The 18,565-nt window shown below is 68.8% G+C and carries 17 protein-coding genes; 7 read left to right on the top strand and 10 right to left on the bottom strand.

Features of this window, described 5'->3' with window-relative positions:
- Positions 1-41: 41 nt before the first annotated feature.
- Positions 42-1,334: an O-acetylhomoserine aminocarboxypropyltransferase gene (locus AC1D29_RS05890; RefSeq protein WP_477895115.1), complete on the top strand. Its 1,293-nt coding sequence runs from the start codon at positions 42-44 to the stop codon at positions 1,332-1,334.
- Entirely contained in the window at positions 1,331-2,128 is a 798-nt protein-coding gene (locus tag AC1D29_RS05885; RefSeq protein ID WP_477895113.1) for an alpha/beta fold hydrolase, read from the top strand. The genes AC1D29_RS05890 and AC1D29_RS05885 overlap by 4 nt, the downstream gene beginning before the upstream one ends.
- Here AC1D29_RS05885 and AC1D29_RS05880 read toward each other — a convergent pair.
- On the bottom strand, positions 2,113-3,579 hold the full coding sequence (locus AC1D29_RS05880; RefSeq protein ID WP_477895111.1) for a flavin-containing monooxygenase: 1,467 nt from the start codon (positions 3,577-3,579) through the stop codon (positions 2,113-2,115). The genes AC1D29_RS05885 and AC1D29_RS05880 overlap by 16 nt on opposite strands.
- 65 nt (positions 3,580-3,644) lie before the next feature.
- Between AC1D29_RS05880 and AC1D29_RS05875 the strand changes: the two genes are divergently transcribed.
- Positions 3,645-3,953, top strand: coding sequence for an Mpo1-like protein (locus AC1D29_RS05875; RefSeq protein ID WP_477895109.1), 309 nt, complete (start codon positions 3,645-3,647; stop codon positions 3,951-3,953).
- Here the strand turns inward: AC1D29_RS05875 and AC1D29_RS05870 are convergent.
- From AC1D29_RS05870 to kbl, 3 genes are read right to left on the bottom strand one after another with little or no spacing between them, the layout of a single operon-like run.
- Complete coding sequence (locus AC1D29_RS05870; protein WP_477895107.1) at positions 3,950-4,756, bottom strand: MipA/OmpV family protein; 807 nt, start codon at positions 4,754-4,756, stop codon at positions 3,950-3,952. The two genes, AC1D29_RS05875 and AC1D29_RS05870, sit on opposite strands and share 4 nt — an antisense overlap.
- A 36-nt stretch (positions 4,757-4,792) precedes the next feature.
- Positions 4,793-5,749, bottom strand: coding sequence for an NAD-dependent epimerase/dehydratase family protein (locus AC1D29_RS05865; RefSeq protein ID WP_477895105.1), 957 nt, complete (start codon positions 5,747-5,749; stop codon positions 4,793-4,795).
- A complete protein-coding gene (kbl, locus tag AC1D29_RS05860; RefSeq protein WP_477895103.1) occupies positions 5,746-6,942 on the bottom strand; it encodes a glycine C-acetyltransferase in 1,197 nt (398 codons plus the stop codon). The genes AC1D29_RS05865 and kbl overlap by 4 nt, the downstream gene beginning before the upstream one ends.
- A 92-nt stretch (positions 6,943-7,034) precedes the next feature.
- Here kbl and AC1D29_RS05855 point away from each other — a divergent pair, with 92 nt between their 5' ends.
- Both AC1D29_RS05855 and AC1D29_RS05850 read left to right on the top strand, forming a co-directional pair.
- On the top strand, positions 7,035-7,610 hold the full coding sequence (locus AC1D29_RS05855; protein WP_477895101.1) for a helix-turn-helix domain-containing protein: 576 nt from the start codon (positions 7,035-7,037) through the stop codon (positions 7,608-7,610).
- Positions 7,611-7,640: 30 nt separating this feature from the next.
- Positions 7,641-8,594 (top strand): Bug family tripartite tricarboxylate transporter substrate binding protein, encoded by a 954-nt coding sequence (locus AC1D29_RS05850; RefSeq protein ID WP_477895099.1) that lies wholly within the window; start codon positions 7,641-7,643, stop codon positions 8,592-8,594.
- On the opposite strand, the gene AC1D29_RS05845 is transcribed toward AC1D29_RS05850, so the two are convergent.
- Positions 8,566-9,855 carry a YihY family inner membrane protein gene (locus AC1D29_RS05845; RefSeq protein WP_477895097.1) on the bottom strand — a complete coding sequence of 430 codons (1,290 nt, stop codon included), beginning with the start codon at positions 9,853-9,855 and terminating at the stop codon, positions 8,566-8,568. The genes AC1D29_RS05850 and AC1D29_RS05845 overlap by 29 nt on opposite strands.
- A gap of 21 nt (positions 9,856-9,876) precedes the next feature.
- Here AC1D29_RS05845 and AC1D29_RS05840 point away from each other — a divergent pair, with 21 nt between their 5' ends.
- Entirely contained in the window at positions 9,877-10,269 is a 393-nt protein-coding gene (locus AC1D29_RS05840; RefSeq protein WP_477895095.1) for a DUF2069 domain-containing protein, read from the top strand.
- Positions 10,266-11,675, top strand: a complete 1,410-nt coding sequence (locus tag AC1D29_RS05835) for an FAD-binding oxidoreductase (RefSeq protein WP_477895093.1) — start codon at positions 10,266-10,268, stop codon at positions 11,673-11,675. The genes AC1D29_RS05840 and AC1D29_RS05835 overlap by 4 nt, the downstream gene beginning before the upstream one ends.
- Here AC1D29_RS05835 and AC1D29_RS05830 read toward each other — a convergent pair.
- The 5 genes from AC1D29_RS05830 to nuoN form a co-directional block, all read right to left on the bottom strand.
- Entirely contained in the window at positions 11,647-14,862 is a 3,216-nt protein-coding gene (locus AC1D29_RS05830; RefSeq protein ID WP_477895091.1) for an efflux RND transporter permease subunit, read from the bottom strand. The genes AC1D29_RS05835 and AC1D29_RS05830 overlap by 29 nt on opposite strands.
- A 15-nt stretch (positions 14,863-14,877) precedes the next feature.
- Complete coding sequence (locus AC1D29_RS05825) at positions 14,878-16,047, bottom strand: efflux RND transporter periplasmic adaptor subunit (protein WP_477895089.1); 1,170 nt, start codon at positions 16,045-16,047, stop codon at positions 14,878-14,880.
- Positions 16,048-16,183: 136 nt separating this feature from the next.
- A complete protein-coding gene (locus tag AC1D29_RS05820) occupies positions 16,184-16,762 on the bottom strand; it encodes an NUDIX domain-containing protein (RefSeq protein ID WP_477895087.1) in 579 nt (192 codons plus the stop codon).
- Complete coding sequence (locus AC1D29_RS05815) at positions 16,749-17,051, bottom strand: DUF2818 family protein (RefSeq protein WP_477895085.1); 303 nt, start codon at positions 17,049-17,051, stop codon at positions 16,749-16,751. The genes AC1D29_RS05820 and AC1D29_RS05815 overlap by 14 nt, the downstream gene beginning before the upstream one ends.
- Before the next feature lie 13 nt (positions 17,052-17,064).
- Entirely contained in the window at positions 17,065-18,546 is a 1,482-nt protein-coding gene (gene nuoN, locus AC1D29_RS05810; RefSeq protein WP_477895083.1) for an NADH-quinone oxidoreductase subunit NuoN, read from the bottom strand.
- Positions 18,547-18,565 lie beyond the last annotated feature (19 nt).

Raw genomic sequence — 18,565 nt, 5'->3', positions numbered from 1 at the left:
ATAGCACACAATGCCCGCGCAACCACCCCATAGAAAACACCATGCCGGGCTTCGACACTCTTGCTTTGCATGCCGGCGCGGCGCCCGACCCGGGCACCGGCGCGCGGGCTACGCCGCTGCACCTGAGCACCTCCTTCGTCTTCGAAAGCAGCGAGCACGCGGCCTCGCTGTTCAACATGGAGCGCTCCGGCCACGTCTACAGCCGCCTGTCCAACCCGACCACGGCCGTCTTCGAGGAGCGCATGGCGGCGTTGGACGGCGGCGTCGGCGCGATCGCCACCGCCAGCGGCCAGGCCGCGCTGCACCTGGCCATCTGCACGTTGATGGGCGCCGGCGGCCACGTCGTGGCCAGCACGGCGTTGTATGGCGGCAGCCACAACCTGTTGCACTACACGCTGCGTCGTTTCGGAATCGACACGACCTTCGTGAACCCGCGCGATCTGGACGCTTGGCGCGCCGCCATCCGGCCGGAGACGCGGTTGCTGTTCGGCGAGTCGCTGGGCAACCCGGGCCTGGACGTGTTGGACATTCCGGCCGTCTCGGCCATCGCCCACGAGGCGGGCCTGCCACTGCTGGTGGACGCGACTTTCACGACGCCTTATCTTCAGCGCCCGGCCGAGCTGGGCGCTGACCTGGTCTACCACTCGGCCACCAAGTTCCTGTGCGGCCACGGCACCGTCGTCGGCGGCGTGCTGGTGGACGCGGGCTCGTTTGACTGGGATGCGGCGCACGCGAGCAGCGGCCGCTTTGCGACCTTGTGCGAGCCCTACGAAGGCTTCCATGGCATGGTGTTCAGTGAGGAGAGCACCGTCGGTGCCTTACTGCTGCGCGCCCGCCGCGAGGGCCTGCGCGACTTCGGCGCCTGCATGAGCCCGCACACGGCCTGGCTGATGCTGCAGGGGTTGGAGACGCTGCCGCTGCGCATGGCGCGGCACGTCGCCAATGCGCAAGCCGTGGCCGAGTTCCTGGCCGCGCAGCCGCTTGTCGACAAGGTCGGCTACCCCGGCTTGGCCTCGCACCCCGACCACGCACTCGCCCAGCGGTTGCTGCCGCGCGGCGCCGGCGCCGTGTTCTCGTTCGACCTCAAGGGCAGCCGCGAGCAGGGCCGCGCCTTCATCGAGGCGCTGAAGCTGTTCTCGCACCTGGCCAATGTGGGCGATGCCAAGTCGCTGGTCATCCACCCGGCCAGCACGACGCACTTCCGCATGGACGATACTGCACTGCGCAATGCCGGCATCGGCCCCGGCACCATCCGCCTGTCCATCGGCCTGGAAGACCCGGCGGACCTGATGGACGACCTCAAGCGGGCCTTGAAGATGGCGGGCAAGGCATGAAGCTCGTCGTTGATGGCCAAGAGGCTTACGCCTATACGGGGGGCAAGGCGTTCGACCCTGCCCTGCCCTGCGTCGTCTTCATCCACGGCGCGCTGAACGACCACAGCGTCTGGACGCTGCTCGCGCGCTGGTGCGCCCACCACGGCCACGGCGTGCTGGCCGTGGACCTGCCCGGCCACGGCCGCAGCGTCGGCGCGCCGCTGGCCAGCATCGAGGCCCTCGGGCAATGGCTGCACCGGTTGCTGGACGCGGCCGGCGTGGACAGGGCCACACTGGTCGGCCACAGCATGGGCTCGCTGACCGCGCTGGAGGCCGCCGCGCGTGCCGACGCCCTCGTCATGGTCGGCACGGCCTATCCCATGAAGGTGTCGGACGCGCTGCTGACGACCGCCCGCGAGCGCCCCGACCAGGCCATCGACATGGTCACGGCCTTCTCGCATTCGCTCGCCAGCGCCAAGCCCAGCTACCCCGGCCCCGGCGCCTGGCTGCGGGGCGGCTCGACAGCGCTGAAGCGGCGCATCCAGGCGCAGCAGCCCGCGCTGAACCTGTTCGAGCACGACTTCAAGCTGTGCGATGCCTACGCCAACGCCGAGGCCGCCGCGGCACGTGTGCACTGCCCGGTCACGCTCATCCTCGGCGCGATGGATCAGATGACGTCGCCCAAGCAGACCACGCTGCTGGAGGCCTGGCTGAAGCCGCGCGTGCACCGACTGCAGGCGGGCCACGAGATCATGGCCGAGGCGCCGGACGCGATGCTCGCGGCGCTGCGCCAGGCGCTTCAACCCAGTTCGTAGGCCGTGTCGTCGGGCCGGCGCACGGCCTTGACGTACTCGGCCGTGAAGCCGGGCCAGATCGCGACGATGCGCCCGTTCTCGGCGCGGTACCAGGAGCGGCACTGGCTCCACACCGACGTCGCCAGCCGCTGCTGCTGCGCGGCGTCATGCGCGGTGGCCACGTCGGCGCGCACGGCCAGCCAGCGGCGCCCCTCGCGGCGTACGCGCTGCATGCAGGCAATGGCGTGCTCGACCTGGGGTTCGATGTAGAGCAGCGTCGACGTGTGGCCGGTGGCCGTGTTCGGTCCCAGCATCAGGAACAGGTTGGGAAAGCCTGCCACCGTGATGCCCAGGTAGGCGTTGGCACCGTCCCGCCAGGCCTCGGACAGCAGTCGGCCGCCCAGGCCCTCGATGCGGATGCCGGACAGCGGATGCAGCGTGTCGTAGCCGGTCGCGCAGACCAGCGTGTCCAGCGCATGCTCGCGGCCGTCCTCGGTCAGCACGCCGCGCGCGGTGATGCGGGTGATGCCGGCCGTCACCAGCTCGGACTGCGGCCGGGCCAGCGCCGCGTAGTAGTCGTTGGAATAGATGATGCGCTTGCAGCCCAACGGATAGCTGGGCGCCAGCCGCTCGCGCAATTGCGGGTCGCGCACGAGCCGGCGACGGTGGGCGTTGGCGGCGGCGATCAGCAGGCGACGCGCCAGCGTGCCCTCGTCGAAGCCACGCCGGCCCCATTCCATGACCTGCACCCAGAAGCGCCGGGCCAGCGGCGCATAGCCCGGCACGCGGCTCAGCCATCTGTCCAGCCGGCCATAGCGCCGGTCCGCGCGCGGCAGTATCCAGTTGGCCGTGCGCTGGAACACCGTCAGCCTGCCGACCACGGGCGCCAGTGCCGGCACCAGTTGCGCGGCCGTCGAGCCCGTGCCTATGACGCCCACGCGCTGCCCCGCCAGGTCGGCGTCGGCCGGCCAGCGGGCGCTGTGCAGCAGCGGGCCCTGGAAGTCGGCCAGGCCGGGGATGTCGGGCCAGCGGCCGACGCTGAGCGCGCCGGTGCTGCAGACGAAGAAGCGCGCGCTGAAGCGCTCACCGCTGTCCAGCCGCAGCCGCCAGCGGCCGGCCTCGGCGTCGAAACGGGCCTCGGTGATGGCGAGGCCCAGGCGCAGATGCGGTGTCAGGCCCTGCGACTCGGCCAGGCGCTGCTGGTAGTGCTGGATCTCGGGCGCATCGGCAAAGCGATGCGTCCAGTGCGGGTTGGGCGCGAAGCTGAAGCTGTACGCTGGCGCCGGCACGTCGACCTGTGCGCCGGGGTAGCGGTTGTCCCACCAGGTGCCGCCGATGCCGGCGGACTTCTCGACGATGACGAAGTCCGTGATGCCGGCGCGCTGAAGCTGGATGGCCATGCACAGGCCGGACATGCCGGCACCCAGGATGACGACCTCGAAGTCGGTGGCGGGCGCAGCGGCTGGGCTCATCGGCGGATTATTGCGAGGGCAAGCCCGCTTGCCGGGAACCGCCCCGCCGCGCTTGAATGGGCGACATGAGCACCGAACGCTTCACCCGCTTCGCCGATTTCTACCCCTTCTATCTCAGCGAGCACAGCAACATCGTCTGCCGGCGCCTGCACTTCGTCGGCTCGACGCTGGTGCTGGTCTGCCTGTGGCAGCTGTTGCGCACGGGCGCCCTGGTGTGGCTGCTGTACGGCCTGCTGTGCGGCTATGGCTTTGCGTGGGTCGGGCACTTCTTCTTCGAGAAGAACCGGCCGGCGACCTTCAAGTACCCGCTCTACAGCTTCATCGGCGACTGGGTCATGTACGCCGACATCTGGCGCGGGCGGATCAAGCTCTAGTTGCGCCAGGCCAGGCCGATGCCGGCGGACGTGCCGGTGCGCTTCTCGACCAGCGGGCTGTCGGCCACCGGGCCCAGCAGACGGCTGGCACCGGCATTGCCATACACCAGCCAATGCTTGTTGATCGGGCGGATGAAACCAACGCCCAGGTGCAGGTCACGCAGGCCAGAGCCCGGGTCATAGGCCGGCTTGCCGCTGGCCGCGACGGCCGATTCGGGCACGCCGAAGTAGCTGCGCAGGTTCTGCGCACTGCCGGCCGAGATGCCGATGCCGCTGGTCCATTCCAGCGTCTCGCTGCGGTAGAAGCGCCAGCCCAGGTCGGTGCCCAGCGTCATGCCGCCGTGCCGGCCGAGCAGGTCCTGCGACAACGTCACGCCGACGTTCAAGTCCTTGGTGAGGCTGTAGTTCGTGTAGAAGCGCGCCCGCAGCGTGCGCCGGACATCGGGCAGGCCCTGGGTGGTGCTGGCATCGCCGCTGCTGCGGCCGCTGTCCACACGCAGCGACACGCCCACGCGCAGCTTGTCGGTGTCGATGAACTGCGTGCTGGCGCCGCCGGCCGACTCCTCGCGGCCGAAACCCAGCAGGCTGCCGGAACCCGAGGTGCTGATGCGCACCCGGCCAAGCTTGAAGGCCCACAGCGGCTTGAGCTTGGTCTCGCGCCGGCTGGCGCCGTCGTATTCCGGCGACGTCACCACCGCAACGCCCAGCAGATAGCGGGCCGACGGGCTTTCGACCTCCGGCGCCTGGGCCCGGGCCGTTGAAGCACAGGCCAGAGCCAGGGTGGTGATGAACGCGGCTTTCATTACCCCAGCCTAGCAGCCGGGGCAGGCTGCCCGCTGTCAGCCAACTTTCAATTCGCGTGTCAGCTCAGTCAGCATGTCATCGACCATCGCGTCCAGGTCGTACTGCAGCTGCCAGCCCCAGTCGGCCTGAGCGGCGCTGTCGTCGATGCGCTGCGGCCAGCTGGCGGCGATGGCCTGGCGGAAATCGGGCACGCAGTCCATCGTGAACTGCGGCAGGCGGCGGCGGATGCTGGCGGCAATGCCTTCGGGCGTGAAGCTGACGCCGGCCAGGTTGTAGCTGCCGCGCTGCTTGATCTTCTCGGCCGGCGCGTTCATCAGCTCGATGGTGGCGCGCAGCGCGTCGGGCATGTACATCATCGGCAGCGCCTGACCCGCCTCCAGGAAGCAGGTGTAGCGGCCTTCCTTCAACGCCGAGTGAAAGATCTCGACGGCGTAGTCCGTCGTGCCACCGCCGGGCGGCGTCTTCCAGCTGATGAGGCCCGGGTAGCGCAGGCTGCGCACGTCCACGCCATGCTTGGCGTGGTACCAGTCGCACCAGCGCTCGCCCGCCAGCTTGGAGATGCCGTAGACGGTGGTCGGGTCCATCACGGTCGTCTGCGGCGTGTCCACGGCCGGCGTGTTGGGGCCGAAGGCGGCGATGGAACTGGGCCAGAAGACCTTGTCCAGCTTCTCGTGGCGCGCCAGCTCCAGCACGTTGAGCAGGCCCTTCATGTTCAGGTCCCAGGCCCACATCGGGTGCTTCTCGCCGTTGGCCGACAGCGCCGCCGCGAGATGGTAGATCTGCGTGACGTGGTGGCGCTTGACGACGGTGGCCAGCGCGCTGGCGTCCGTCACGTCCAGCGCCTCGTGCTGCAGCGTGCGCACGCGGCCCTGCGGGCTCAGGTCGCTGGTGATGACGGCTTCTTCGCCGTGCAGCCTGGCCAGCTCGGTGGCCAGCTCGGTGCCGATCTGGCCATTGGCGCCGATGATGAGGATGCGCGGGCTGCTGGTCATTTGACGAGACCCAGCTCGCGGCCTGCCTGCGTGAACGCGGCAACGGCCTTTTCAAGATGCTCACGCTCGTGCACCGCCGAGATCTGCACGCGGATGCGCGCCTGGCCCTTGGGCACGACGGGGAAGAAGAAGCCCACGGCATAGAGTCCCAGCTCCAGGATGCGCTTGGACAGCTCCTGCGCCTTCACCGCGTCGTAGACCATGATGGGCACGATGGGGTGGGTGCCGGGCTTGATCTCGAAGCCGGCGGCCTGGATGGCTTCGCGGAACCAGGCGGTGTTGGCTTCGAGCTTGTCGCGCAGGGCCGTCGAGCCTTCCAGCAGGTCCAGCACGGCCAGCGAGGCGCCGGCGATGCTGGGCGCCAGCGTGTTGCTGAACAGGTAGGGCCGTGAGCGCTGGCGCAGCAGCTCGACGACCTCCTTGCGCGCGGCCGTGAAGCCGCCCGACGCGCCACCCAGCGCCTTGCCGAAGGTGCCGGTGATGATGTCGATCTTGCCGAACACGCCACGGTGCTCGGCGGTGCCGCGGCCGGTCTTGCCCATGAAGCCGCTGGCATGGCATTCATCGATGCCCAGCAGCGCGTCGTAGCGGTCGCACAGCTCACGGATCTTGTCGAGCTGGGCGATGGTGCCGTCCATGGAGAACACGCCGTCGGTGAAGACCAGCTTGAAGCGCGCGCCCTTCTCCTTGGCTTCCTGCAGGCAGCGCTCCAGGTCGGCCAGGTCGTTGTGCTCGTAACGCCAGCGCTGCGCCTTGCACAGGCGGATGCCGTCGATGATGGACGCGTGGTTCAGCGCGTCGCTGATGATGGCGTCCTGCTCGCCCAGCAGCGGCTCGAACAGGCCGCCGTTGGCGTCGAACGCTGCGGCGTAGAGGATGGCGTCCTCACAGCCGACGAAGCGGGCGATGCGGGCTTCCAGTTCCTTGTGCAGGTCCTGCGTGCCGCAGATGAAGCGCACCGACGACAGGCCGAAGCCGTGCGTGCGCAGCGCCTCGTGCGCGGCTTCGATCACCTGCGGGTGCGACGACAGCCCGAGGTAGTTGTTGGCGCACAGGTTGATGACCTCACGGCCGTCTGCCGTCTTGACGACTGCGCCCTGTGGCGTCGTGATGATGCGCTCGGCCTTGAACAGGCCGGCGGCGCGGATGCCGTCCAGCTCGGTCTGCAGATGGGAATAGAAAGCCTGGGTCATGAACGTGCTCCTGATGCACAATCCTGTAAATCGAACTTGTTCGATATATCGAACTTTCGTGCAGTATCCGAAAAACGTCTATCGCCGTCAACATGAACAAGCCCACGACAGACATGGAACCACCGCGCGTCGGCGCCGCCTTGCAGGCACTGCGCAGCAGCCGTGGCCTGTCGCTGGATGATCTCTCCAAGCGGGCCGGGGTCAGCAAGTCCATGTTGTCGCAGATCGAGCGCAACCAGGCCAATCCCACGGTGGCCGTGGTCTGGCGGCTGGCCAACGCGCTGGGCGTGGACATGGGCGAGCTGCTGGGTGGTGAGCGCGCCGCCACGCCGGCCATTGAAACGGTGGCGGCCCATGCGACGCCGGGGCTGACCAGCCCCGACGGGTTGTGCAAGCTGCGCATCCTGGGCCCCATCGAGCTGGCGGGTCAGTTCGAGTGGTACGAGCTGAGCGTGCAGCCGGGCGGCGTGCTGGACAGCCAGGCGCACGAGCCCGGCTCGCGCGAGCACCTGAGCGTGCTGACCGGCAGCCTGGAAGTCAGCGCCCAGGGCGTGACGAGCAAGCTCAAGGCCGGCGAGACGGCGCGTTATGCGGTGGACGGGCCGCACGCGATACGCAACGTCGGCAAGTCCGCCGCGACGGCGCTGCTGGTGGTCCTGCACCCGTAGACTTGCGCGGGTCCAACAAGGAGCCCGCCGATGATCCACCGCCGTTCCGCCCTGGCCGCGCTGGCCGCCCTGCCCTTTGCTGCCCAAGCCCAGGACAAGCCCATCCGCCTGCTCGTCGGCTTCCCTGCCGGCGGTGGCACCGACGCGATCGCGCGGCTGCTGGCCGAGGCCTTGCAGGCGTCGCTGGGCACGACGGTGCTGGTCGACAACAAGCCCGGTGCCGGTGGCCAGATTGCCGCGCAGGCGCTGAAGGCCGCGGCACCGGATGGCACCACCTTCTTCGTCAGCCACGACCACACCATCTCCATCCTGCCGCTGGTGCTGAAGAACCCGGGCTTCGACCCGGCCAAGGACTTCGTGCCGGTGGCGGGCTTCGCGACCTTCGCGAACGCGCTGGCCTTGTCGGGCGGCACGCCGGCCGCCAGCCTGCCGGAGTACGTCGCCTGGGTGAAGAAGCAAGGCGGCCAGGGCAGCGTGGGCGTGCCGGCGCCGGCCTCCGTGCCCGAATTCCTCGTCAAGCTGCTGGGCGAGAAGAACGGCCTGAACCTGCTGAGCGTGCCCTACCGCGGCAGCGCGCCGATGATTGCCGACATGCTGGGCAACCAGATCAGCGCCGGCGTGGGTTCGGTGCCCGACCTGATCGTCAACCACCAGCAGAAGAAGCTGCGCATCGTGGCCGTCATGGGCCAGCAGCGCCAGGGCGTGCTGCCGGACGTGCCGACCTTTGCCGAGCTGGGCATCACGGGCTTCGAGGACCTGCCCTACTACGGCGTCTTCGCGCCGGCGGGCACGTCACCCTCGGTGCTGGAGCGCTTCTCGAACGCGCTGGCCGGCGTCATCGCACAGCCCGGCGTGAAGGCCCGGCTGACGGAGTTGGGCCTGTCGGTCGGCATGATGAGCGCGGCCCAGTTGGGCGCCCGAGAGCGGGCCTATTCGGCGGCCTGGGCCCGCATCATCAAGGGCGGGGGTTTCCAGCCTCAGTGAGCAAGAGGCGATCCAGCGGCAGCTGGGTCCACTGCCCCTGCACCCAAAGGTTGCCAAGCAGCCCTTCACGTTGCGCCAGGAAGGCGGCCAGCAACGGCGCGGCCAGCGTGCGCTCGGGCGCGCACAGCAGCACCAGGCGCTGGGCGCCCTCCTCTTCCAGCCGGCCTATCCAGTCCATGGCCAGCAGCTTGTCGAGCACAGGGCTCAACTGCAGCGGGTCGACGCGCAAGGCGCTGGCCAGCCCCAGATGCGACAAGCCTTGCTGGCCGGCCTCACGCACGCGCCACAGCTCGCGCAGCACCTCCAGCGCCACGCCCATCGGCTGGCCCGGCACATCGGGGCGCAGGTGCAGCCGGCCCGTGAGGCTGGGCGTGTTGGCCGCCAGGATGGCGCCCAGCAGCACGATGACCCAGCCGAGGTAGATCCAGACCAGGAAGATGGGCACGGTGGCGAAGGCGCCGTACAGCGTCGAATAGGTCGGCACCTGCTTCACGTACCAGGCCAGCAGCGACTTGGCGAGCGCGAAGCCGACCGACACGAAGACGCCGCCGATCAGCGCGTGGCGCCAGCGCACATGGGTGTTGGGCACGTAATGGAACAGCCCCGCCATCGCCAGGCCCAGCAGCACGATGTCGACGCCGCCCAGCAGCGCGGCCAGGTTGCCGGGCATCTTCGTGAACAAGCCCTGGCCGACGCTGATCGCATAGCTGGTCAGCGTCAGGCTGCCGCCCAGCAGCAGCGGGCCCAGCGTCAGCGCGGCCCAGTAGACGAGCACGCGCTGGGCCATGGGCCGCGGGCGCTTTACGCGCCAGATGGCGTTCAGCGTGCGGTCGATGGTCAGCATCAGCGCCAGCGCCGTGACGCCCAGCACCACCAGGCCCACTGCACCCAGCTTGTTGGCCTTGGCCGCGAACTGCGTCAGCGCGCCCAACACCGGCTTGGCGATGTTGGGCGGGATCAGGCTCTTCAGGAAGTACTGCTCCAGCGCCGACTGGAAGTTGGAGAACATCGGGAAGGCCGTGAACAGCGCCAGCATGACGGTCAGCAGCGGCACCAGCGAGATCAGCGTCGTGAACGTCAGGCTGCCGGCCGTCAGACCCAGCTTCTCCTCGCGAAAACGCTGGCGGAAGGTGTGCAGCGTCTGCAGCCAGGGCCAGGCCAGCAGCTCGGTGATGACGTCGCTGACGAAGGCGATGGGGTTGCGGGCGAGTGGCGCGTCGGGGTTGTCGGGCGGCGTCGGCGGAACGGGTGCAAGGGACATGGCTTCTATGATGCCGCAGCTATGTCCCCTGCTCTCGAAACGCTCCCTCAAAGAACCGAACCCACGGCCGTCGAGCGCCTGTCGCGCAACGTCGCACTGGGTGCCACCGTGGCGTTGATCCTGCTGTGCCTGGCCTGGGAGCTGTGGCTGGCCCCGACCGGCCGCGGCACGCTGGCCGTGAAGGCGCTGCCGCTGCTGGCTGCACCACTCGGCCTGTGGCGCTACCGCATGTACACCTACCGCTGGCTGGCGCTGGCCATCTGGCTGTACGTGCTGGAAGGTCTGGTGCGCTCCACCAGCGAGGCGGGGCGCGGCCAGTGGCTGGCGCTGGCCGAAGTGGTGCTGGGCGTGGTCATCTTCGTGGCCTGCACGGCCCAGATCCGTCAGCGGCTGAAGGCCGCGAAACTGGCATGAAAGACCTTCTCGCCGCGTTGAAAGAGCAGCTCGGCGAGGCTGGGCTGCTGGTCGGCGGCGACCTGTCAGCCTACGAGAACGACTGGCGCAAGCGCTACGCCGGCAAGGCGCTGGCCGTCGCGCGACCGGCATCGACCGCCGAGGTGGCCGGGGTGATGCGGCTGTGCCACGCGCACCGCGTGCCGGTCGTGCCGCAAGGCGGCAACACGGGCCTGGTGGGCGGCTCCACGCCCGACGACAGCGGCGGCCAACTGGTGCTGAGCCTGTCGCGCATGAAGCGCGTCCGTGCCATCGACGTTGCCAATGCCAGCCTGACCGCCGAGGCCGGCTGCGTGCTGGCCGATGTGCAGGCCGCGGCTGCCGGCGCCGGCCTGCTCTTCCCGCTCAGCTTGGCGGCCGAGGGCTCGTGCACGCTGGGAGGCAACCTGGCGACCAACGCCGGCGGCACGCAGGTGCTTCGTTATGGCAATGCGCGCGAGCTGTGCCTGGGGCTGGAGGTCGTCACGGCGACCGGCGACATCTGGCAGGGCCTGTCGGGCCTGCGCAAGGACAACACCGGCTACGACCTGCGCGACCTGTTCATTGGCAGCGAGGGCACGCTGGGCATCATCACCGCCGCAACGATGAAGCTGTACCCGAGCCCCAAGGACCGGCTGACCGCGCTGGCCGCATGCAGCACGCTGGAAGATGCGGTGGCGCTGCTGAGCCTGGCGCGAGAACGGGCGGGCGATGCGCTGACCGGTTTCGAGGTCATGAACCGGGCCTCGCTGGCGCTGGTCGCGCGCGAGCTGCCGCAACTGGCGCAGCCGCTGCAGGGCGCCGAATGGACCGTGCTGCTGGAGCTGTCCGACGCCGAGAGCGCCGAGCATGCGCGCGCGGTGTTCGAAGGCCTGCTGGAGGCTGGCGTCGAGCGCGGCAGCGTGCAGGACGCGGCCATCGCGCAGAACATCCAGCAGGCCAAGGCGTTCTGGCATCTGCGCGAATCCATCCCGCTGGCCCAGGCCCAGGCGGGGCTGAACATCAAGCACGACATCTCGCTGCCGGTATCCGCCATTCCCGGCTTCGTCGCCGAGATGGACGCGGCGCTGGCGGCCTATCTGCCCGGCATCGAGGTCATCGACTTCGGCCATCTGGGTGACGGCAACCTGCACTACAACGTGCAGGCACCGGCCCAGGTCGCGCCGGCCGAGTTCCTGGCCGCGCACGAGCCGGCGATCAACGCGCTGGTCTACGACGCGGTGCAGCAGCGCGGCGGCTCGATCTCGGCCGAGCACGGCATCGGCCGGCTCAAGCGTGACGAGCTGGCCGAGCGCAAGGACCCGACGGCCCTCGCACTGATGCGGGCGATCAAGCGGGCGCTGGACCCGCTTGACCTACTCAACCCTGGGCGGCTGGTGTCACCGTGACGCGGCGGCCGGTGGCAAACCGGCCCAGCTTCACGATCAGGCGGAACACGAAGCGCACCATCACCAGGGCCAGCACGGCTTCGATCAGCGTCAGCACGAACGCGCCCACCATCGTGAACCGCGGCGCACGCCGGTGGAACTTGGCCAGCGCGTGGTCACGGGCGATCTCGATGCTGTCGTAGAAGGTCGGCACGATCAGCAGCGTCAGGAAGGTCGACGTGATCGTGCCGCCGATGATGGCCACGGCCATCGGGCGGTAGAACTCGCCGCCCTCGCCCACGCCGATGGCCACCGGCATCATGCCGGCGATCAGCGCCAGCGTCGTCATCAGGATGGGCCGGAAGCGCTTGCGGCCCGCGTGCATCAGCGCCTCCTCACGGTCCACGCCGGCCGCCTCCTCCTGGCGCGTCGCGTCCAGCAGCAGGATGGCGTTCTTGGCCACGAGGCCCATCAACATGATGACGCCGATGAGGCTCATCAGGTTCAGCGTGCCGCGGGTCAGGATCAGCGCCAGCACGACACCGATCAGCGAGAGCGGCAGCGACAGCATGACACCCAGCGGCGCCGTGAAGCTGTTGAACTGGATGACCAGCACGAAGTACATCAGCGCGATGCCGGACAGCAGCGCCGTGATCATGGCCGTGAAGACGACCTGCTGGTCACGCGCGGCGCCGGCCAGCTCGATGCCGAAACCGGGCGGGAAGTCGATCTTCTCGGCCAGCTTCTTGGCCTCGGCCGTGATCTCGCCCGACGAGCGGCCCTGCGCATTGGCGCTGACCGTGATGGTGCGCTTGCCGTCGCCGTGCTGGATCTGGCCCGGGCCCTTGCCCATGGTCACGGTGGCGATCTGGTCCAGCGGCACCATGCGGTTGGTGCCGGTCACGGCGATGGGCAGGCGCTCGATGTTGGCTGCGTCGACGCGGTCGGCCGGGTGCAGGCGGATGGACACGTCACGCGTCTCGCCGGTCGGGTCGACCCAGTCGCCGGCCTCCACACCGGCGAAGGCCACGCGCAGCGCCTGAGCCGCATCGTTGACCGAGATGCCCATCTGGTTGGCCAGGCTGCGGTCCAGCTCGATCTGCAGCTCGTTCTGCGGGTCCTGCTCGGAGTAGCCGATGTCGACGGCACCCTTGATGCCAGCCATGGTCTTCTGGAAGTCCTGCGTGATCTGCTGCAGCTTGCGCGTGTCGGTGCCGAAGAAGCGGATCTGCACGGGCTTTTGCGCGCCGTTGTTCAGGTCGTCCAGCACGACGTACTCGGCGCCGACCAGGCGGGCGACCTTTTCGCGCAAGTCCTTGGCGACGTCGGCCGCGGAGCGCTGGCGCTCGGTGCTCTTGCCGATGTCGACATAGATGCGGCCGCCGGCGGCGTTGGGATAGGAGGTCGTCGCCTTGGTCTCTGGCATGGTCGCGGCCAGGGCCGCGGCGGCGTCGAGCTTGAGCTTGGAATAGTCCAGGCTGCTGGACGCGGGGCTGCGCACCTCGACGGCCAGGAAGCCGGCGTCGGCCTGCGGCAGGAAGCTGGAGCCGCCGACTGTGGCCTGCAGCGCGATGGCGCCGACGAAGCTGGCCACCGCAAATGCAGCCATCCAGCGGCGGTGGTGCAGCGCCCAGGCGATGACGTGGCCGTAGTTGTTGGCGACGCCGTCGAACCATTCGTTGAAGCCCTTCAAGACCTTGCTGAAGCCCTTCTTCTCGGCATGGTGGTAGCCCGGGGGGTCGCCCCAGAAGGCCGACAGCATCGGGTCCAGCGTGAAGCTGATCAGCAGCGACACGATGACGGACGCGACCACGGTCAGTGCGAACGGCTTGAACCACTGGCCCGGGCCGTTGCCCATGAAGGCCACCGGCACGAACACGGCCACGATGGCGAAGGTCGTCGCGGCGACGGCCAGGCCGATCTCGGCCGTGCCCTCGCGCGCCGCGGTCACGCGGTCGCTGCCGCGCTCCATGTGGCGCACGATGTTCTCTCGCACGACGATGGCGTCGTCGATCAGCACGCCGATGGCCAGCGACAGGCCCAGCAGGCTCATGAAGTTCAGCGAGAAGCCCATCAGCCAGACGGCGATGAAGGCGGCCAGCACGGAGGTGGGCAGCGACAGCGCGGTGATCAGCGTCGAGCGCCAGCTGTTCAGGAAGGCGTAGACCACGAAAATGGTCAGCGCCGCGCCAAACACCAGCGCGTCGGTCACGTTGTGCAGGCTGTTCTCGGCGTCCTTGCCGCCGTCCTGCGTGATCTCGAGCGTCGTGCCCTTGGGCAGCTCCTTCTCGATCTCCTTGAGCAGCTTGCGGGAGTCATTGGCAACGCTGACGGTCGACGCGTCACGCGAGCGCGTGATGGAGATGCCGACGTTGGGCCGGCCGTTGCGCAGCGAGTAGCCGGTCATCTCGGCAAAGCCGTCCTGCACCTCGGCGACCTGGCCCAGGCGCACGACGGTGCCGGCGCTTCGCTTGATGATCATCTGCTCGAACTCGGCCGGCGACTCCAGGCGGCCCAGCAGGCGGATGCTCTGGTCTTCCAGCGCGCCACGCACCTTGCCGACCGGCGCCGTCGTGTTCTGCAGGCGCACGGCGCTCAGCACCTCGGTGACGGAGACGCCGAACTCGCGCAGCTTCTCGGCGCGCAGCAGGATGGACAGCTCGCGCTTGAGCGCGCCGTTGACCCCCACCGTGGACACGCCCGTGATACCGCGGAAGCGCTCGGCCAGCTTGTCCTCGGCCAGGCGGCTGAGCTGCGCATGCGTCAGCGTCGTGCTGGACAGCGACAGCTGCAGGATGGGCTGGGCGCCAGGGTCTGCCCGCGTGATGATGGGCTCGCGGATCTCGGTCGGCAGCTTGTAGCGCACCGATGCAATCGCGTTGCGCACCTCGTCGGCGGCCTCGATCATGTTCTTCGAGAAGTCGAACACCAGCACGATGGTGGCGCTGCCTTCGCGCGACGTGGAGTTGGAGCGGTCCACGCCGGAGATGCTCTGCAACGCCTTCTCGATGCGGTTGACCACCTCGCGCTCCACCGTCTCCGGCGACGCGCCCGGATAGGGGATGTTGATGACGAGCACCGGTGGCTCGACCTCGGGGAACTGGTTGACCTTGAGCTTGGACAGCGCCAGCAGGCCCACCAGCATCAGCCCGATGACCATGACGACGGTCGCGACGGGCCTGTTGATGCTGAAGTTGGAGAGGAACATGAAGACCCCTTGCGGTTACTTGCTGGCCGTCGTGGTCGGCGGGATGGCCGACGCGGCGCCCGCACCGGCGGCGACGCGCTGGACCGGCGCGCCGTCGACGAGGGTGCTGGAAGGTGCGCGAAGCACCTCGTCACCCAGGGCCAGGCCCGAGGCGATGACGACTTCACCGCGACGGTCGTCACGCTCGCCCAGCGTCACGCCGACCTTCTTCAGCTGGTTGCCGGCGACCTTCCAGACGAAGGCAGTGTCACCTTGACGCTGCACCGAGCCTTCGGCCAGCACCAGCGCACGGCGATCGGCGCTCTCGACACGGCCTTCGGCGTACAGGCCGGCCACCTGCGGCGCCTTGGCGCGGTCGTTGAACTCGGCGATCAGCTCGACCTGGCGGGTCGTCGCGTTGGCGGCCGCGTCGATGCGGGCAAGCTTGCCGCGGAACTCGGCGTCGCCGAAGCCGTTGATGCGAAAGGCCACCGGCTGGCCGAGCTTGAGCTCGCCCAGGCGGTCGGCGGAAACCTGGCCTTCAAAGCGCATCGAAGCCGGGTCGATGACCTTGATCAGCTCGCGGCCGATCTGCACTGTGTCGCCGACGGAGATCTTGCGCTCGCTGACGACGCCGTCGAACGGTGCGCGGACTTCCGTGCGCGAGACCTGCTGGCGTGCCGTGACGGCACGCGCCTTGGCGGCGGCCAGCTCGCTCTGGGCGGCGTTGCGGCGCACCTCGGCGTCTTCCAGGCCTTGCATGGAAATCATGCCCTGCTGGTTCAACGTGCGCTGGCGGACCAGCACGCGCTCGGTCTGCTCGAAACTCTGCTGCGCGGCGCGCAACGCCTCGTCGGCGGACGTCAGGCCGTCGCGGATGGAGGTCGGGTCCAGGCGGATGATGAGATCACCCGCGCGCACGCGCTCGCCGTTGTCCTTGGCCACCTGCAGCACCACGGCCGCCACTTCGGCGCGCAGGTCGGCGCGTCGGGCCGGCTGGATGGCGCCGTTGATGACGGGTGCACCGATCAGGCCGCTTTGACCCACCTGGCGCAGATCCTCGGGCGCCAGCAGCAGCGGCGCCACCGGCTTGGCCGCAGCGGCCTTGGCCTCGTCGGGCTTGCCACCCTTGCCGCAGGCGGTCAAGGTCAGGGCCAGGGTCAGTGCCAGCGTCAGGGCGGTCAGGATCGGCGTTGCACGCGTCATGGAAAAGCCTTCTTCAGAGGACAAAGTTCGAGCGTCTTACAAACGGCTGAGCTTAACGGTCTGGCAATACTTCGCCAGAGGTCATGCACGGGTCTTTTCACCAGCGCGCGGGGGTGCGCACAGGCTCCAACAGGTCTCAGGCGGGCTGCCAGTCCAGCGGCCAGCCGCCCTGCTGCCAGCGTTGCAGCCACAGCAGGCCGATCAGCGTCTTGGCATCGGTCAGTTCACCGCGGGCGGCGAGCGTGTCCAGCTCGGCGGCGGTGTGCGTGACCAGCTCGAGGAACTCGCCGTCGTCCAGCTTCTGCTCGCCGCGCGTGAGGCCGCGCGCGAAGTAGATGTGGATGCCTTCGTCGGAGTAGGCGATGGCGTTGTGCAGCACGCCGGCATAGGCCCACTCGGCGGCGCTGTAGCCGGTCTCCTCCAGCAACTCGCGCTGGCCGCAGACGCGCGGGTCCTCGCCGGCGTCGAGCTTGCCGGCCGGGAACTCCAGCATCACGCGCGCCATCGGGTAGCGGTACTGGCGCTCCATGACGAGCCTGCCGTCGTCCAGCAAGGGCACGACCATGACGGCACCGGGATGGCGGATGTATTCGCGGTGCGCGGTGCTGCCGTCCGGCAGGCCCACGCGGTCGCGACGCACGTCGAGAAAATGGCCTTGGTAGACCTGTTGGCTGTCGAGCAGGCGCTCGACGAGATGTTCGTCAACCTCGGCCACGGCGCAGGTATCTCCAGACGAAGCCGGGGAAGCCCAGCGTGATGAAGAGGCAGGCGGCCGCGGCGTAGAACTCCCAGCCCTGCTCGTGGCGCTGGCCGATGCGGCTTTCAAGCGCGGTGCCGAGCGCGAAGGTCAGCGCGGCCATCAGCGCCAGCTCCAGCAGCCGCCACCACGCCGACTTGAGCGGCGGACGCGGGCCGACCAGCAGCAGGCGCTCGTTGAAGTAAGGCAGGTTGGCCGCGACGACGGCCGCGGCGAGGACCAGCCAGACAGCGGCGGACTGGTCCATCAGCCGCGATCCATCAGGTCGCGAGCGCCTTCACGATGGCCTGGGCGCACAGCGCCATCAGGCCGCCGGGCAGCAGGCCGAAGACCAGCACCGCCGCGCCGTTCAGCGACATGACGAAGCGCACGTCGCCGGGCGCGCCGATGGGGGCCGTGTCGGTCGGCTCGTCGAAGAACATGACCTTGACGACGCGCAGGTAGTAGAACGCGCCGACCAGGGACACGACGACGGCGAACACCGCCAGGCCCAGGTAGAACGGCACGTGCGTGGACACCAGCGCCTGCAGCACGGCCAGCTTGGCGTAGAAGCCCACGGTGGGCGGCACGCCGGCCAGCGAGAACATGAACAGCGTCATGACCAGCGCGAACCAGGGGCTGCGCTTGGCCAGGCCGGCCAGGTCCTTGATCTCTTCGGCCTCATGGCCCTGGCGCGACAGCAGGATGATCATGCCGAACGTGCCCAGCGTCGTCAGCACGTAGGCGACGGCGTAGAACATGGCCGAGCTGTAGGCGTTGGCGGCCGACAGCGTGTTGTTGTTGACTACGCCCGATGCCATGCCCAGCAGCATGAAGCCCATCTGCGCGATGGTCGAGTAGGCCAGCATGCGCTTCAGGTTGGTCTGCGCGATGGCCGCCAGGTTGCCCACCAGCAGCGACAGCACGGACAGCACGACCAGCATCTGCTGCCAGTCCACCGCCAGGCCGATCATGCCTTCGACCAGCAGGCGCACGGTGATCGCGAACGCGGCCAGCTTGGGCGCCGCGCCGATCAGCAGCGTGACCGCCGTCGGGGCACCCTGGTAGACGTCCGGCACCCACATGTGGAAGGGTGCGGCACCCAGCTTGAAGGCCAGGCCGGCAACGACGAAGACGACGCCGAAGACCAGCACGGCGCGGTTGGGCGCGCCCTTGGAGATGACGTCGAAGACCTCGGGAATGGTCAGCGAACCCGTGGCACCGTACATCATCGACAGGCCGTACAGCAGGAAGCCGCTGGCCAGCGCGCCGAGCACGAAGTACTTCATCGCCGCCTCGGTCGCGACGGCGTTATCGCGGCGCAGGGCCACAAGTGCGTACAGCGACAGGCTCATCAGCTCCAGGCCGAGGTAGACGACCAGGAAGTTGTTCGCCGACAGCATCACATTGATGCCCAGCAGCGAGAACAGGCTGAGGATGAAGAGCTCGCCCTTCAGCATCTCGCGCACGCCGGCATAGGGGCGTGCATAGACCAGCGTGATCAGCGTTGCGATGCAGGCAAAGCCGGCCAGCAGATGGCCCATCGGATCGGCGACGACCATGCCTTGCATCGCGTAGACGGTCAGGCCGGCGTCGAAGTAGCTGAAGTGCATGGCGCCCACGAGGACCAGCGTCAGCTGGGTCAGCCAGTAGGTGGGGCGGCGCTGCTCGTCGGTGACCCACAGGTCCACCAGGGCCACGACGCAGCCCATGGCCAGCAGCAGGATCTCGGGATAGATCGCGAGCCAGTTCATGTCGTTCATTGTTCTTGCCTTTAGCTCG

The organism is Roseateles sp. P1_C6 (assembly GCF_056406315.1).
Note: the sequence above shows the minus strand (reverse complement) of the source record. Positions and strands in the feature narration are given on the sequence as shown.